A 13542-nucleotide genomic window follows, 5' to 3' on the forward strand; every position below is an offset into this window, starting at 1 on the left:
TGAAACAGTGCAATGACGTCGCTACTGCCGTCTCAAATCAATCAAATCAGCGCGTAATGTCCCAGCAGTGCCTGATGACTGCGAAATGCCGAGAGATAACGGGCATCTTCGGAATAGGTGGCCGGATAGATACCCGGAACCGGGCGGTGTTTGAGGTTGCTGTCCACATTGACAAAGGTGAAGAGGCACGAGTTGGAGAGCGCCTTGCTGGAGCGGTCGCGGCTGATCCGTTCAATGTTGGCCTCAACGCAGATGAAGCTGTCGCTGGTAAAGACCACCCGGCAGGTATAATGCAGCTTGTCGCCGAGCCGTACCGGATGGAAAAAATTGATGCCGTTTACCGCTGCAATTACTGAACGGTCGGGCGCAACCAGTTCCGAACAGATCGAAGAGAGTTCGTAGGCCCGGCGTATGATGTAGCCGCCGAAGATGCGATGCGGCACGTATTCCTGTTCCGGATACATACGGTCCCAGCCATCCACAACCAGTTTTTTGGCTTTCAGGCCGCTGAAACCGGGCTCTTCCTGGGCAGCATGCAGCTGCTGCAGCAGCTTGAATTCCTGGTGGCTGGGAGGTTCCTGCTCGGCGGCATGCTGCTGACGATGCTCTTCCCGGGCAGCAATCGCCTTGTTCGCGCGCTGCTGTTCCAGTTCATCGGCATACTCCAGCGGGGGCAGCACCCTGCTCTCCTCGGCGTTTTCACCGCCCCGGGCGACCATGGTGAAATAGCAGGAGGCGATATGGGTCGAGGAATCTCCCGGATGCTCGACCCGGATGCCGACCACCATCGATGAGCGGCCTACATGATTGATGCGGGCATGGATGCGGATGTCGCGATCGTTGTCGACCACGTGTCGGACAATGATATTGTCGATGGCGGCGGTGACCACACAGGCATCGCTGTGAAAACGGCGCACATAGCCGAGGGCGGTCTGTTCCGCCACAATATCCAGATCCTCCAGCAGCAGACCGAAGCGGAAGTTGCCGATGATCGGCTCGTCGACGATCATATAGCGCCGACGAACCGCCGGATCGCTGGAGAGATGCAGGGTTTTATACAGTGAAGTTTCAGCGGGTGTGACCATAAAGCGTCCTTTCTACATATTCCGGCGATAGCGGCCGCCTACCTCAAACAGGGCGTGGCTGATCTGTCCCAGGGAAGCCACCTTGACCGTTTCCATCAGTTCGGCAAAGATATTGCCGCCGCTGACCGCCGTGTCCTGCAGCCGCTTGAGGGCCGCCGGGGCCTTGTCGCGGTTGAGCTCCTGGAAGGCGCGCAGGTTGCGGATCTGCTGTTCCTTCTCCTCTTTGGTCGCCCGGGCCAGTTCACCGGTAACCTGATAACCCTCTTCATCGGCCCGCGGGTTGCGGAAGGTGTTGACCCCCACGATCGGCAGTTCACCGTTATGCTTCTTGTGCTCATACAGCATGGATTCATCCTGGATTTTGGAACGCTGATACTGGGTTTCCATCGCCCCCAGCACCCCGCCGCGCGAATCAATCCTTTCAAACTCACACAGCACCGCTTCTTCCACCAGGTCGGTCAACTCCTCGATAATGAAGGAACCCTGCAGCGAATTCTCGTTTTTGGCCAGACCGAATTCCTTGGTGATGATCATCTGGATCGCCATGGCGCGCCGCACCGACTCCTCGGTCGGCGTGGTGACCGCTTCATCGTAGGCATTGGTATGCAGCGAGTTGCAGTTGTCATAGATCGCCATCAAGGCCTGCAGGGTGGTGCGGATGTCGTTGAAATCCATTTCCTGGGCGTGCAGCGAACGCCCCGAGGTCTGGATGTGGTATTTGAGTTTCTGGCTGCGGTCGTTGGCGCCGTATTTCTCGCGCATGACCACCGCCCAGAGGCGCCGTGCCACCCGACCGATGACGGTATACTCCGGGTCCAGTCCGTTGCTGAAGAAATAGGACAGGTTCGGGGCAAAATCATCGATGTGCATCCCCCGGGACAGGTAATATTCCACGAAGGTGAAACCGTTGGACAGTGTGAAGGCCAGCTGGCTGATCGGGTTGGCACCGGCCTCGGCGATGTGGTAGCCGCTGATGGAGACAGAGTAGTAGTTGCGTATCTTTTTTTCAATGAAATACTGCTGAATATCGCCCATCATCTTCAGGGCGAATTCGGTGGAGAAGATACAGGTATTCTGTCCCTGGTCCTCCTTGAGGATGTCGGCCTGCACCGTGCCGCGCACGGTCTGGACGGTACAGCTGCTGATCTCGGCGTATTCGTCCGCAGACGGCTCCCGGCCGTTCTTGTCGCGGAAGCGGTCCACCTGCTGATTGATGGCGGCATTGAAGAAAAATGCCAGCATCATCGGCGCCGGGCCGTTGATGGTGATGGAAACGCTGGTGTTGGGGGCGCACAGGTCGAAGCCGGCAAACAGCTTCTCCATGTCATTGACCGTGCAGATGGAGACCCCGCTTTCACCGACCTTGCCGTAGATGTCCGGCGGAAAATCCGGATCCTCGCCGTAGAGCGTGACGCTGTCAAAGGCGGTCGATAAGCGTTTGGCATCGTCATCCTTGCAGAGGTAATGAAAGCGGCGGTTGGTGCGCTCCGGGCTCCCCTCGCCGGCAAACTGGCGCTTGGGATCCTCTTCGGCCCGCTTGAACGGGAATACCCCGGCGGTAAAGGGGAAGTAGCCCGGTGCGTTTTCCAGCATGCACCAGCGCAGGATCTCGCCCCAGTCGGCATAATCCGGCAAACAGACCTTGGGGATGCGTGTACCGGACAGGGTGGTCGTGTACAGGTCGCTGCGGATCTCCTTGTCCCTGACCTTTGTCACCAGCTGATCGCGGCGGTAGGCAGCCTTCAGCTCCGGCCATTCTTTGAGGATCTGTTTCGGTTCCTCATGCAGCTTGCGGTCAAAGAGGGCGATCTGCTGATCCAGGTCAGCGACCGTTGCGGCATTGCCGACAACCTCTTTGGCACCGTTCAATTGAAAGAGCCGGCGGGCCACACCCGACTGTTCCGCCACCTGTTTGCGGTAACTGCGGGAGGTATTGACAATTTCGCCCAGGTAATGCACCCGGTCCGAGGGGATGATGTATTTCTTGAGGCTGTCCTTTTCCGAGACCGGCAGCGCGGAGCGCCAATTGTTCTGTTTTTTGGCATTGATGGCATTGATCAACGCCAGGTACAGCACATTTGTGCCCGGATCGTTGAACTGGGAGGCGATCGTGCCGAACACCGGCAGGGCCTCATCGGCCACCTCAAACAGGTTGCGGTTGCGGCGGTACTGCTTGCGCACATTGCGTAGGGCATCTTCCGACCCTTTGCGTTCAAACTTGTTGATGGCCACCACATCGGCAAAATCGAGCATATCGATCTTTTCCAGCTGGGTCGGCGCTCCGAATTCACAGGTCATCACATACAGCGACACATCACAGATCCCGACCACACCGGCGTTGCCCTGGCCAATGCCGCTGGTCTCCACAAAGATCAGGTCGAAGCCGGCCGCCTTGGTCACCTCGATGGCGTCCTGGATGGCCGCCGACAGCTCGGTCTGGGATTCGCGGGTGGCCAGGGAGCGCATATAAATACGGTTGGAATTGATGGAATTCATGCGGATGCGGTCACCCAGAAGCGCCCCGCCGGTCCGCTGGCGTGAAGGATCTACCGCCAGGATGGCAACACTCTTGTCCGGGAAATCCAGGGTAAAGCGGCGCACCAGTTCATCGGTAATGGAGCTTTTGCCGGCACCGCCGGTTCCGGTGATGCCGATCACCGGGGCATCCTGTGCCATGCCGCGGATGGTAGCGCGCAGTGCGCCGTACCCGCTGGAGTGGTCGTGGACCGCCTGTTCCGCCAGGGTGATCAGGGTATTGACCGCCCTGATGTCTCGCTGCGCCAGGCGGGCAACCTGCTCCTGGGCATCGCGCTCCAGGGCGAAATCGCATTCCTGTAGCATCATATTGATCATTCCCTGCAGCCCCATGCGCCGGCCGTCTTCCGGAGAAAAGATCTTGGATACGCCGTACCCTTCGATTTCGGCAATTTCGTCCGGCACGATCACGCCACCGCCACCGCCAAAGACCTTGATATGTCCTTCGCCACGTTCCGCCAGGAGATCGATGATATACCTGAAAAACTCCACATGACCACCCTGATAGCAGCTGACCGCAATCCCCTGGGCATCCTCCTGGATGGCGGCGGTAACAACCTCCTCCACCGAGCGGTTATGCCCCAGATGAATGACTTCGGCGCCGGAAGACTGCAGGATGCGGCGGATGACGTTAATCGTGGCATCATGGCCATCGAAAAGGCTGGTGGCGGTGACAAAACGGACTTTGTGGCTGGTCTTGTATGGTTCAATGGCTGCTGACATCAGCGACCTCCTTCATGCAATTTATAATTATACAGCCAGCGTAAATTCCCAGGCGCACCAGAACTCTTCCGGATGTACATCCGGCGGACAGGCGATGCAGCAGGTAACAATGCGCGGGTCAATTGCCCTGGCAAATTCGGAGTATTCAACGATCCCCACCGACTTGCAGGGATGATCGGCCAGCCCTTTGCGCTTGCGGGCCGACTGGACGCGGCAGTCAAGCATCCGGAAGACCGCCCGCGTTTCCGTCACCTCAATGCTTTCCTGAAGATTCAGTCGGGCATAGAAGCGGTGCTTCAGGCATTCTACCAGTGCTGCTATGCCGCCGCCCGGCTTGATTCCCAGCCGTTCCATGATCCGCTTGGCTTCGATGACCGTAAAGAGGCGCCAGGCTTCTGTATCTATTTCCACGGCCACATCCATGCCGTAGCGTTTCTCGATTGCCTGGAACCAGACCCCGTCATGGGCCAGCCAGTTCTTGGCATCATCGACGATGATCCTGACCAGTTCTTCCTTGCTCAGGTTATTGAGGAGCATGACCCCCTCATCGCCAGCTCGTTCAGCACTTGACATACAACAGCTCCTTTCGCCGCATCAATAAAACACTATTTAATTTGCAACGAGTCACACTATATTATTCCATTTACGTACAAGTCAAGAACTTATGATACAGCGTTCTATCATCAACAAACTTGATTTGATTTTACAAGACAGCCCTGCGAGGCATGACCTCGCAGGGCATCCGATTAGTGGTCACTGGCCTTGGATATACCCAGACCGGTAACCTGCCGCACCTCGATCTCGTCGAACATCTCTTCGGCCCGCCGGTCACGGAACAGCAGTGTCCCCAGGATGGCTGCAATCAGACCCAGCGGTACGGAGACGATGCCGGGGTTCTTGAGCGGGAAGATCGGGGCTTTGAGGCCGACCATGGAGGTCCCGCCATTGTTCTTCTCAAAATCCTTGCGCGATTTGTCCAGCACCTTCAGATCCTTCTCGGCCAGCACGGTTCCTTCGGCCTGCTTCTTTTCCAGGGTCACGATCATCTTTTTGGCATCATCGGCGATCTTCTGCGGATAGGTCATGACCGGGGAAATTACTACCAGACCCAGGGCCGAGATCGTACCCACCAGCAGGGCCGAGATGACACCGGCCGTATTGAAGCGTTTCCAGAACAGGGACAGCATGACCGCCGGGAAGTTGCCCGAGGCGGCCACGGCAAAGGCCAGGGCCACCAGTGCCACGACATTCTCCTTCTCAGCCGCCAGCCCCATGACGATGGCTGCGATACCGACAAACAGCGAGGTGATCCGGGCAACCTTGACCTGGGTATGCTGATCGGCCTTGCCGTCCATGACGATATTGACATAGACGTCATGGGCGATGGCTGCAGATGCGGCCAGTACCAGACCGGAAACGACCGCCAGGATCGTGGCAAAGGCTACAGCGCAGATAAAGGCCAGAAACATGTCGCCACCCAGGGAACCGGCACCACCGCCCAGAAGCTGGGCCAGGAGCAGGGTCGCCATGTTGCCGCCCTTGTCAACCGAGCTGATCAGCTGGGGCGACAGGTACAGTGCGGCTCCAAAGCCGATGATGTTGATCAGGAAGAAGAAGGTACTGTTGATGAACAGGGCAATAACGATGGATTTGCGGGCTTCCTTGGCGCTGGGCACGGTAAAGAAGCGCATCAGGATGTGCGGCAGGCCGGCGGCACCCAGTGCCCAGGCGATACCGAGCGAAACCTGGTCGAGCGGGTTCTTCAGGAACAGGCCCGGCTCCATGAAACGCTGGCCATAGTCAAAGCCCGGCTTGGGCAGGGCATCCTTGAGTACGTTGATGCGGACGTGATCCTGGATCAGCTGGCTGCCGACGATGTCAGTGAAGAAGCCGACCGGGTTGAAACCGGCCTTAGCCAGCACCAGAAACGCCAACAGAACGGTACCGCTCATCAACAGGCCGGCCTTGATGATCTGCACCCAGGTGGTGGCCTTCATACCGCCGAAAACGACGTAGCCCACCATCAGGACACCGACGCCGATAACCGAGACACGATAGGGGATGTCCAGCAGGACCTGCATCAGCTTGCCGGCCCCGACCATCTGGGCGATCAGATAAAAGAGCGATACGGTGACCGTGGAGATGGCCGCCACGGCACGCACCGGCTTGGGTGAGGTGCGGAAGGAGAGGATATCGCCCAGGGTGAATTTGCCGGCATTGCGGCACGGCTCGGCAATCACCAGCAGGATGGCGATAAACGAGAACATGGGACCAACCGCATACATGAAGCCGTCGATGCCGTACAGCGAGATCAGGCCGGACATACCCAGGAACGAAGCGGCCGACATGTAGTCACCGGCAATGGCCCAGCCGTTCTGCAGGCCGGTGATGCCGCCGCCGGCAGTGTAGAAATCCGAGGCCGATTTTGTCGAGCGGGCCGCCCAGATGACTACACACAGGGTGATGCCGATGATCGCCATGAACATGCTGATAGTAATGGCGCGATTGGGTTTGACCTTGGTCGGCACCCCCGAGATGGGCGCCGGAGCAGCCACGGCTGCAGCCTGGCTCTGGACTGGCGCCGGAGACTGCAGCGCCGGTGCGGCTGTCGATGCGGCCACGCCTGCCTGTGGTGCCGATTTTGCTGGTTCTGCGCCAAACCCGACTGTTGTCAGGAGAAGTGTCAGCATCAGTGCTGAAATGATATTCTTAAACATGAGTCCCCTCCTCCTTATTGAATTTCTTTTAGCAGTTCGGCTGTCAAACGGTCGAAATCCCGGTTGGCGACCTTCGTGTAGTACATGGCGACAAAAATGGCCACGACGAATTGGGAAAGTATGAACAGGTAGCCAAAATTGATGACCCCGATCAGCTTGATCTTGAACAACTCCGGGAAGTAGCCGGACAGCAGCGGCAAAGAGAAGTAATACACCGATGCCGCAATCCACCAGCCGAACAAAAACACCCTCTTCTTGCGCTTGAGTTCCAGATACTTCGGATTCCGCGCCACCTCGCTCCAGTTATACAGCTTTGTTCCCATACCGCACCTCCTCCTTTTGTAATGAGCCCGGGTTATGTTTTTTACGTACACGTAATATTTATTTTGGTCAGCAAATGCAGTATGCTGTAAAATATCTATATCACGCTTACGTCTAAGTCAACAAAAATATTAACATCATTTTGTGAAGATCTATACAATCCACTAATTATGGCGACAAAACAGCACATGTATCTAAAATATAAAAACAAAATTAAATAGAACGTTTTTATTAATTTTCCAGAACAGCGGGTGGCGAGGATAAATATCTTTATAATCTTGAGGAGAGGGGCTATAACGCAAGTCACAATCTAATTGGAGGTTGCTATGCCGGAAACAGAAGAAATTGTCACCATAGGTGAATTATGCAAGACACTCGGGCTTACCACCCGCACCTTGCGCTATTGGGAAGAGGTGGGAATAATTGAGGCAACGGAACGATCCGACGGGGCTAATCGCGGTTATGCCCCCTATACAGTGCGGCGGATCAAGTTCATCATGAAGTTGAAGGATCTCGGACTGACCATCCGCGAGATGCAGGATCTGTACAAGGTCTATGGCGAGGCAAAGCAAACGGAACGCATGATTCCGGAGCTGGTTCGCATCCTGGATGTGCATATAAACATGATTGATGAAAAGATGGCCAAGCTGTCGTCGTTGCGCAACGAGATTGTGGGGTACCGTCAGAAGATTCAGGATAAATTCAACGCATCAGTGCAATAGACTCCGGACACGGCAACAGGAATATGTTGCAGTCAAAGGCCGCACCATGGTGCATAAAATGTGTTTTAAAATTTATCAATGTGGGGTAGTATAATAACAGTATATTATGACTATGTTAACGACTTCTATGAGAAAGGGGAGGTATGTTGTGACACCAGACACGGCAATGAGCATAGACCAGACGCTCCCTCTTCTTTCAAGCTCTCAGTCAAATCCAGCCCAGGAAGGCAAGCGGAACGCTTCGTCAAACCCAAATCCAGCCTTACCCAAAGAGGGCAATCCACTACCTGTCGATACAGTCAGCCTGTCCACATTGTCACATCAGGCAATATCTGCTGAAAAAAAGGAAGAAGCAAAGAAGGAAGAGGCAAAGAAGGTCGTCGACGCCAAAACATCTGACCAGGCCCCCGCCAAAGTGGAAATTGTATATGATCAGAAAGGTGCTTTAATCACCAAGTACATGGATACTGCCGACAGGCTTATCTACCAAGTGCCTTCAGAACTTACGCTACTGTTGCGTGAAACAGTTTCTAAATCAGATTCATCGGTGGACACGAAAGCTTAGCCATCGGGTTGCATGCCCCCCCGTAACCGTCCGCTGCGCTTTCAACGAACGTGAGTTAATGCCACACATTAAAAGAAGGAAACCGGTTGCCGGTTTCCTTCTTCACGTTCATGCCAGAACTTCCGCCACTACCCTGCTCAGCTCACTTCGATTGTACGGTTTTTGAATAAAGCCGTTGCCCCCCAGTCCCACCAATTCACACCCGGTACCTTCCCTGCTGAATCCGGAGCAGAACAGCACCTTGACCCCGGGAGACTGTTCACGTAAACGCAGGAAGGTCTCCATCCCACCCATCTTCGGCATAATCATGTCCAGCATGACCAGCGAGATCTCCTTGTCGTGAGCGGCAAACACTTTCAGTGCCTGTTCGCCGTCTTCTGCCAGAAACACCGTATAACCCAGATCTTCAAGCAGATCGCGACCCACCAACCGCAGCATATTTTCGTCATCGACCAGTAATATGCCACCACTGCCATACACAGCTTCATCCTTGAGCACCAGTTTGTTCGATTCGTCAGCGATCATCGGCAACAGAATTGTAAATACCGAACCTTGACCCTGTTGACTCCGGACACTGATTTCTCCGCCATGGCTTTTAACCGCCCCGTACACAGCCGCCAACCCGAGTCCGGTACCTTTACCAACCCCCTTGGTCGTAAAAAAGGGCTCAAATATATGCTCCATGACTGGCTTTGACATGCCGATTCCGGTATCAGTCACCGTTATTTCAACGTAACGGCCGGGAGCAAGAGAGATGCCCATTGAGCGGCAGGCATACTCATCCAGCACTTTCTCGGCGGCTGCATAGGTCAGGGTGCCTCCCTGCGGCATGGCGTCACGGGCATTAACCCCCAGATTGAGCAGCGCATTCTGCAGCTGGGTCTGGTCGCCCATTACAACCGGGTTGCCGCCCCCCAAACGGGCGAATTGCTGAATCTGCTTGTCAATTGTACGTTCCAGCAGGCTCATGACAGAGGCGACGATGTCGTGAATGTGTACCGGCTTTGAAGCGGCAGTTTCTTTGCGGGAAAAGGTCAACAGCTCACGGGTCAGATCGGCTGAACGGGTTGTAGCTTCGAGAATGGTGTTCACCAGCTTGAGGTTTTTCTCATCACCCGGCATCCGCAGTTTCAGCAGCTCGGCTGCAGCCATGATCCCGGCCAGCATGTTATTGAAATCATGGGCAATGCCTCCGGCCAACTGACCGACAACATCCATCTTCTGCGTCTGGAGCAGCTGGCTCTGGAGACGTTTCTGCTCCGTTATCTCCATGACCGCGCTCAGGACACACGGCTTGCCGCCGATTTCCAGCTGCACACCGGAAATGAGCGCTGAAAACGCCTCACCACCCTTGCGGCACATCTCGGCCTCGAAGTTTGTAATGTGGCCCTGCTCCCGCAAAAGCTGCAGATAGTTTTTGCGATCGGATTCGTGCAGCCACACCCCCAGATCAACGGTGGTTTTTCCGAGCGCCTCATCCCGGGAATAGCCGAACATATCGATAAATGTCTGATTTACTTCTGTGAAAGCCCCCTCCGGCAGACTGGTAAGGGCAACCGTTATGGGTGAGTGTTCAAAAACCGCCCTGAACTTTTGAGAAATCACTTCAGCGACCTCCAGCTGAACCCGCAACAACTCCTCAGTCTCCTTCAGTTTGTCGTGGGTGACCAGGTATTCCCCGATCTGTTCCCGCAACATCTCTTCAGTTGCCTGCAGTTCGTCCTGACTCATAATGTATTCGTCGACCTGCGACCGCAGCATCTCCTCTGTCGCCTGCAGCTCTTCCTGCGATTCCTGAAAGTCATCGATCCGTTTCTGCAGATCACTGGTCAAATGCTCTTCCATCCGCAGCATGGCTCTGAAAAGCAGCACGAGGACAAGTGCCACAACCATCGTCGCCCCAAGCATGGCCATCAGTAATGTCCGGGCATCACGATTCAATTCATCCAGCCATGAACCTGCACAGACAACCCAGTTCCACTCCTTCAGGGTGCGATAGGCGACCAGTTTTTCACGTATCTTTGTCTCACCAAGTTCCTTGTTGATCCAGGGATAGCGTATGATCCCCTCTTTCTTTTCCAGAATCTCCCGGGTAAATGCGCGGCCGTTCGAGTCCCGTAAATCGATCAGGTTGCTGCCTTCCTTGACAGGATGAATCTGGATTTTCCCGTAGTCGCGCCCCTCCTTGGCATCCAGCACAAAGATGTAGCCGCTTTCCCCGATTCGGGTGTTGCGGATTGTATCCTTCAACCCCTTGAGGTTGTCGGTAAAATCCAGTCCGACAAAGAGTACGGCAATGACGTTGCCCGCGCTGTCTTTAACCGGCTGGTACGAGGTCATGTAATCCTTGCCGAACAGTTCAGCCTTGCCGACATATCCGATACCTTTCAATAAACCCTGATAGGCGGGATGATTTCTTTCGAGGAGTGTACCGATAGCACGGCTGCCATCCTCCATCTTTAACGAGGTGGACACGCGGATGAAATCGTCATCCTTGCGGACAAACACCGTGCCGACCGCCCGGGTTTCAGCCGTAAACCGGTCAACAATCCTATTGTTCAGATTCAGGGCAATCGATCCGTTTTTTAAAAGCGGGGTTTTGACACCATTGATGGTAACCAGTTTGGCGGGGTCGAGCGAGAACCCGTCCGGGAAGCGGGTACGGAAGATAGCGGCGATCTTTACGGCGCTGTCGGATAATGCCGCGTGGTAGGACGACATGGTGTTGACCAGAAGTGCCACCTGTTGGGTCAGCTCTTCCTCGGTTCGTTTTTCAAGCCTTCGGGACAGATACGTTGCAAGTACCACGGCAAAAACAGCCAGGACCGCAATAATCAGCAGGGTGTAAACGAGAGCGGCCCGGGAACCTGCCGGTCGACCTGGTGCGGTGTGGTGCATCGTCAATATCCCTTCCTGGCATCTATACCATCATTTTCTGGATCAACCGGCAACAGCACATCTCCTGTATCGAAGATGACATCTGCTGTTACAGGACAATCCCGGGAAGCTTATCCTAAAATTTTACCACAATCTATTTTTAATATAACAATCGCCGGATTGCATGCCTTCTTCCGCATCAAGCGTTGCACCTGATATCACAAAGCAGGGTGTTGTTCACCAGGCATTTGAGGGCAGCATATTTTTTTGCTATTATTGAAACAGGTGAATTCCAGGATCAGACATTGCGGGAGCTGAGTCATGTCCTTCAATCCAGTGCTTATCGTCGCGAAAAAAGAAAAACCGGAGTGGTACCAGGCCACCGCGCAGTTCGCCAAACCCGACACCCGCAGCGCAATCCGGCAACTCCTGACGGCCCTGATCCCCTATCTGTTGCTGCTGGCCCTGATGGCCGAGACCATCCGCCACAACCAGCCCTACTGGATCACCCTTGCACTTGGCACTGCTGCAGCCGCCCTGTTCTCCCGGATCTTCATCTTTTTCCATGACTGCACCCACGGGTCGTTCCTCCCCTCACCCCGCTGGAACAGAAACGTGGGGTATATCTGCGGCATCCTGACCTTCACCGCGTTTCATGACTGGCGACGCAGTCATGCCGGGCATCACATCACCTCAGGTGACCTGGACCGGCGCGGCATGGGGGATATTACGACCATGACCGTCGAGGAGTACCTGTCTGCGCCGCCGCTCAAGCGCCTTGCCTACCGCTTGTACCGGCATCCCCTCATCCTGCTCGGCATCGGCCCGCTGTATTACTTCCTGCTGCGCAACCGCTACCCGTCGCCAGGGGCGAAAAGGATCGATTTCATCAGCGTAATCTGCACCAACCTGGCCATTGCCGCCATTGCCGTAACTGCCGGCCTGACAATCGGTTTCCGCACTTACCTCCTGGTCCAGATCCCGGTGCTGACCATGGCCGCAACCCTCGGCGTCTGGCTGTTCTACAACCAGCATCAGTTCGAGGGGGTCTACTGGGCGCGACACGAAGAATGGGACCCGTGGCGCGCCGCCATGGAAGGGGCTTCCTATTACCGGCTGCCGCGACTCCTGCAATGGGTTACGGGCAACATCGGCATCCATCATGTGCACCATGTGCGTCCCGGCATTCCGAACTACCGCCTGCAGCAGTGCTATGATGCCATTCCGGAGTTGCAGGCGGTACAGCCGCTTTCCCTGCGAAAAAGCCTGGGATCATTGCGCCTGAACCTGTATGATGAAGATATGCGCAGATTGGTCAGTTTCAGCTCCCTGAAACCGCGCAGAGGAGAGCTGTCATGATAGCGTATTTGGCTAGGAGAATGCGATTGAGTCTACGCAGTGGATGCAGAGGAGACAGACGACCATGAATGAACTGTTACCAGATGGAGAAGACATCCGACGCGCCGTCAAATGGGTATCCGGAAATCTGCAGGAGCACCCGGATCAGCCGGTGATGCCGCTCGTCAATGAAGCCATCTTCAAGTTCGATCTCTCGCCCCGGGATGCCGAATTCCTGATCGGATTCTACTCTCACAAGAGAGAAGCAGCCTGACCTCTTTTCCTTGCGACTGCTGGCAGCAGCAGGGCTGGTGAAACATCCGGCCGCCCGGAACGGGCAGGAGCACAATACATCATCGAACTGCATGGTAAATGCGCTCTGTTTCTGGTACTACTCACCGGTCGTGACAAGTTTATGATTCAACAACAGGAATTTTTGGAGATGACAATGACTGCCGATCAGAAGATAGAAGAATCAGAACAAACCTGCTCGTGCGGAGAAATGCATAAAGGACACATCTGCTGGCTCAGTCAGATGGGACTTCTGAATGAAGTCTACCATCTGACAAACAGCCCGACCATTGCCTGCTCGAAGTGTGGTGCCAAGGCCAACCTGCCCCATAATGTGTGTTTTCCCGTTTCACTTGAAAAGTAATATC

Annotated in this window: 11 protein-coding genes; 5 read left to right on the plus strand and 6 right to left on the minus strand. The window is 55.2% G+C overall.

Annotated features, from left to right (window positions below):
* Positions 1 to 41: 41 nt before the first annotated feature.
* From ACOCF6_RS02800 to ACOCF6_RS02820, 5 genes are all read right to left on the minus strand, one after another.
* Positions 42 to 1085, minus strand: coding sequence for a hotdog domain-containing protein (locus tag ACOCF6_RS02800; protein ID WP_482458866.1), 1044 nt, complete (start codon positions 1083 to 1085; stop codon positions 42 to 44).
* Between the two features lie 12 nt (positions 1086 to 1097).
* Positions 1098 to 4343 carry a fused isobutyryl-CoA mutase/GTPase IcmF gene (gene icmF, locus ACOCF6_RS02805; protein WP_482458867.1) on the minus strand — a complete coding sequence of 1082 codons (3246 nt, stop codon included), beginning with the start codon at positions 4341 to 4343 and terminating at the stop codon, positions 1098 to 1100.
* A gap of 27 nt (positions 4344 to 4370) precedes the next feature.
* Positions 4371 to 4916: a DUF6125 family protein gene (locus tag ACOCF6_RS02810; protein WP_482458868.1), complete on the minus strand. Its 546-nt coding sequence runs from the start codon at positions 4914 to 4916 to the stop codon at positions 4371 to 4373.
* Between the two features lie 173 nt (positions 4917 to 5089).
* Positions 5090 to 7060 (minus strand): solute symporter family protein, encoded by a 1971-nt coding sequence (locus ACOCF6_RS02815; protein ID WP_482458869.1) that lies wholly within the window; start codon positions 7058 to 7060, stop codon positions 5090 to 5092.
* Between the two features lie 14 nt (positions 7061 to 7074).
* The gene (locus ACOCF6_RS02820) at positions 7075 to 7383 is read right to left on the minus strand and encodes a DUF485 domain-containing protein (RefSeq protein ID WP_482458870.1); all 309 of its coding nucleotides are present in this window, start codon (positions 7381 to 7383) and stop codon (positions 7075 to 7077) included.
* A 324-nt stretch (positions 7384 to 7707) separates the two neighbouring features.
* On the opposite strand from ACOCF6_RS02820, the gene ACOCF6_RS02825 reads away from it, so the two are divergent.
* Both ACOCF6_RS02825 and ACOCF6_RS02830 read left to right on the plus strand, forming a co-directional pair.
* Positions 7708 to 8103, plus strand: coding sequence for a helix-turn-helix domain-containing protein (locus ACOCF6_RS02825; protein ID WP_482458871.1), 396 nt, complete (start codon positions 7708 to 7710; stop codon positions 8101 to 8103).
* 148 nt (positions 8104 to 8251) lie between these two features.
* On the plus strand, positions 8252 to 8668 hold the full coding sequence (locus tag ACOCF6_RS02830; protein WP_482458872.1) for a hypothetical protein: 417 nt from the start codon (positions 8252 to 8254) through the stop codon (positions 8666 to 8668).
* Positions 8669 to 8776: 108 nt separating this feature from the next.
* On the opposite strand, the gene ACOCF6_RS02835 is transcribed toward ACOCF6_RS02830, so the two are convergent.
* Positions 8777 to 11566 carry a Cache 3/Cache 2 fusion domain-containing protein gene (locus tag ACOCF6_RS02835; RefSeq protein ID WP_482458873.1) on the minus strand — a complete coding sequence of 930 codons (2790 nt, stop codon included), beginning with the start codon at positions 11564 to 11566 and terminating at the stop codon, positions 8777 to 8779.
* A 300-nt stretch (positions 11567 to 11866) separates the two neighbouring features.
* Here ACOCF6_RS02835 and ACOCF6_RS02840 point away from each other — a divergent pair, with 300 nt between their 5' ends.
* The 3 genes from ACOCF6_RS02840 to ACOCF6_RS02850 all read left to right on the plus strand — a co-directional run bounded on the left by ACOCF6_RS02840 (position 11867) and on the right by ACOCF6_RS02850 (position 13538).
* Positions 11867 to 12904, plus strand: a complete 1038-nt coding sequence (locus ACOCF6_RS02840; RefSeq protein ID WP_482458874.1) for a fatty acid desaturase — start codon at positions 11867 to 11869, stop codon at positions 12902 to 12904.
* 64 nt (positions 12905 to 12968) lie between these two features.
* Positions 12969 to 13157: a hypothetical protein gene (locus tag ACOCF6_RS02845; protein ID WP_482458875.1), complete on the plus strand. Its 189-nt coding sequence runs from the start codon at positions 12969 to 12971 to the stop codon at positions 13155 to 13157.
* Positions 13158 to 13331: 174 nt separating this feature from the next.
* On the plus strand, positions 13332 to 13538 hold the full coding sequence (locus ACOCF6_RS02850) for a hypothetical protein (RefSeq protein WP_482458876.1): 207 nt from the start codon (positions 13332 to 13334) through the stop codon (positions 13536 to 13538).
* Positions 13539 to 13542 lie beyond the last annotated feature (4 nt).

The sequence above is a fragment of the Geobacter psychrophilus genome (assembly GCF_056821595.1).

Bases quoted from the DNA above. Each gene is read 5' to 3' on its own strand.
- ACOCF6_RS02810 (WP_482458868.1), bottom strand. From the start codon at position 4,916: ATGTCAAGTGCTGAACGAGCTGGCGATGAGGGGGTCATGCTCCTCAAT.
- ACOCF6_RS02850 (WP_482458876.1), top strand. From the start codon at position 13,332: ATGACTGCCGATCAGAAGATAGAAGAATCAGAACAAACCTGCTCGTGC.
- ACOCF6_RS02845 (WP_482458875.1), top strand. From the start codon at position 12,969: ATGAATGAACTGTTACCAGATGGAGAAGACATCCGACGCGCCGTCAAA.
- ACOCF6_RS02835 (WP_482458873.1), bottom strand. From the start codon at position 11,566: ATGCACCACACCGCACCAGGTCGACCGGCAGGTTCCCGGGCCGCTCTC.
- ACOCF6_RS02815 (WP_482458869.1), bottom strand. From the start codon at position 7,060: ATGTTTAAGAATATCATTTCAGCACTGATGCTGACACTTCTCCTGACA.
- ACOCF6_RS02800 (WP_482458866.1), bottom strand. From the start codon at position 1,085: ATGGTCACACCCGCTGAAACTTCACTGTATAAAACCCTGCATCTCTCC.
- ACOCF6_RS02820 (WP_482458870.1), bottom strand. From the start codon at position 7,383: ATGGGAACAAAGCTGTATAACTGGAGCGAGGTGGCGCGGAATCCGAAG.
- icmF (WP_482458867.1), bottom strand. From the start codon at position 4,343: ATGTCAGCAGCCATTGAACCATACAAGACCAGCCACAAAGTCCGTTTT.
- ACOCF6_RS02840 (WP_482458874.1), top strand. From the start codon at position 11,867: ATGTCCTTCAATCCAGTGCTTATCGTCGCGAAAAAAGAAAAACCGGAG.
- ACOCF6_RS02825 (WP_482458871.1), top strand. From the start codon at position 7,708: ATGCCGGAAACAGAAGAAATTGTCACCATAGGTGAATTATGCAAGACA.